This is a genomic window from Brevibacterium sp. HMSC07C04, assembly GCF_001815905.1.
In the GTDB taxonomy this organism is placed as follows: Bacteria; Actinomycetota; Actinomycetes; order Actinomycetales; family Brevibacteriaceae; genus Brevibacterium.
Map to the genome: position 1 here is coordinate 1 of NZ_KV823276.1, position 1,592 is coordinate 1,592.

Below are 1,592 nucleotides of genomic sequence, written 5' to 3' on the forward strand. Positions count from 1 at the left end.
GCCGCTCACCTTCTCAGGTGAGCGGCACCTCGTCCTTTGTGTTGGGGTGGGCGGTCCGGCAGTGGGCGCGGCAGGCGCTACGGCCTGCGGCCCGGCGGTCAGTCCGGCCGGTCAGCCTTTCTTCAGTTCCGCGAAGGCCCGCTGCAGCAGTCGGACTGCCGCGTCGACGTCGATGCCCTGTGCGCTGAGTGCCCTGGCGTGAGCGCGGGAGGCCTCCAGTGCGGGATCGGTGTCATCCGGGGTGTCTTCCGTGACGATCGTTCCGTTACGCCCGGCCGTGCGCACATAGCTACGGCGTTCCAATTCCCGGTACGTGCGCGCCACGGTGTTGGGGGCGAGTCCAAGGTCACCGGCCAGGCGGCGCACCGCCGGCAGACGAGCCCCCGGCGGCAGCTGACCCGATTCGATTTGGGCCATGAGCTGATCGCGCAGCTGTTCATACGGCGGAACATCACTCTTGGGGTCGATGCGCAGCATTACTTGCCCTCCCCCTGTTCGCCGGTGGCTGGGTTCTGGTTGCCGGGTGCGGCAGCTTCCGAGGTGCGGCTGATCTCAGCCGGCGCGTTCGGCCACAGCTTGCGCCACGGGGTGCGGTTCAAACGTCCCGGCAGAAGGGGCAGGGTGACCATCGCCGCAGCAACAAGGCCGATGATGAAGGCCGCGAAGGCGAGCGTGATTGTCAGGTCTTCTGCTCCTTCCCGCACAGCTGGGCGCGATACGACGTCAACAACGCTGATCAGCGAAAAGATTGCCGCGACGACTGCCATGGCCACCGCGTTGTCACCCAGTGCACGCAGGGCTGTTGTGCGTTCTGCGTCATCCCATGCCAGTTCGAGGTCGTTCCCTGCGTGCTGCGGGCTTGCCACAAGTTTGTGAGCGGCGTAGAACATGACGGCCCACATGGCCAGAAGCACAATGTTTGCCCCGGTAAGAGCAGCAAATCGACCGTCGAACTCAGCCGGCATGTGCGGAACTTTGGCGGCGAGCACCCACATTCCGACGGTGCTGATAACCAGTGATGCGGGGACCAGGAAGAAGCAGATCACTTCGCTCTTGCTGACGTAGTCCGGCACGGTTGTGTGTATTGCTCGGGCCACCCGTGGGCGGTCTTCGGCAAGGGGCGTCGTGCGCAGCACCGGCAGCAGACTGCCGAAGGCGCTTCCCACCGCGAGCCCACCCAAAACAAGCGGTGCGTAAACGGCTTCTCCGTTATCCCAACCGGCAATCAGCCGAAGGAGAGCCACTGCGAGGAAGCCGATCAGCAGGCCCCCAATTGCCCACGTGAGCGATGACCGTTCACGGCCGACCAGCCGATCGGTGATCGCCGGACGAAGATCACCGGGAAGTGGGAGTCCCTGTTTGGCTGCGTGCTTATCGATTTCTTTGGTGTTCACTTTGCCGAACCCGCCCGTGAAGGGAGCTTGGGCCAGCACTACGCCGATGATGATCACAATCCAGAATGTCTGCATCGCCTCTCCTTTCGTATCAATACATAAAACAATGTACTGATACAAAGCTGGGGTGCGCAACCCCCTTCAGGAAAAACACAGAAAAAAGGACGAGGTGCCGCTCACCTTCTCAGGTGAGCGGCA

General features: G+C 62.9%; 2 protein-coding genes. Both read right to left on the reverse strand.

Features of this window, described 5'->3' with window-relative positions; translation table 11 throughout:
- Nucleotides 1–111: 111 nt before the first annotated feature.
- Complete coding sequence (locus HMPREF3162_RS08615) at nucleotides 112–477, reverse strand: GntR family transcriptional regulator (RefSeq protein WP_019174168.1); 366 nt, start codon at nucleotides 475–477, stop codon at nucleotides 112–114.
- On the reverse strand, nucleotides 477–1,469 hold the full coding sequence (locus tag HMPREF3162_RS08620) for a hypothetical protein (protein ID WP_070777612.1): 993 nt from the start codon (nucleotides 1,467–1,469) through the stop codon (nucleotides 477–479). The genes HMPREF3162_RS08615 and HMPREF3162_RS08620 overlap by 1 nt, the downstream gene beginning before the upstream one ends.
- Nucleotides 1,470–1,592: the final 123 nt, after the last annotated feature.

Bases quoted from the DNA above. Each gene is read 5' to 3' on its own strand.
- HMPREF3162_RS08615 (WP_019174168.1), bottom strand. From the start codon at position 477: ATGCTGCGCATCGACCCCAAGAGTGATGTTCCGCCGTATGAACAGCTG.
- HMPREF3162_RS08620 (WP_070777612.1), bottom strand. From the start codon at position 1,469: ATGCAGACATTCTGGATTGTGATCATCATCGGCGTAGTGCTGGCCCAA.